The following is a 230-nucleotide window of genomic DNA, read 5'->3' on the forward strand; positions in this document are numbered from 1 at the left end:
TCTGCATTAGTCACTGCTTGCGTTGCTTCAGACAATTGTTCAGTATCTAGCACACCATTGCTATCTACGTCATTTATTTCTGGTGATGTTACAGATGTGATGTTATCCAGTCTTGTTTGTAGCTCACCTTTGCCTGTAGTACCGTTCGGTACACTATTTACCTTCTCCTGTGCTGTTTGTTTCGATGCTTCCAATGTTTGAATCAACGCATCTACTTCGGCTTTTTCATC

General features: G+C 41.3%; 1 protein-coding gene. It reads right to left on the reverse strand.

Features of this window, described 5'->3' with window-relative positions:
* The coding region (locus CD150_RS12725) for a GA-like domain-containing protein (RefSeq protein ID WP_169926888.1) at positions 1–230 on the reverse strand (230 nt) is incomplete at both ends.

This window comes from Staphylococcus ureilyticus, assembly GCF_002902235.1.
Classification (GTDB): Bacteria; Bacillota; Bacilli; order Staphylococcales; family Staphylococcaceae; genus Staphylococcus; species Staphylococcus ureilyticus.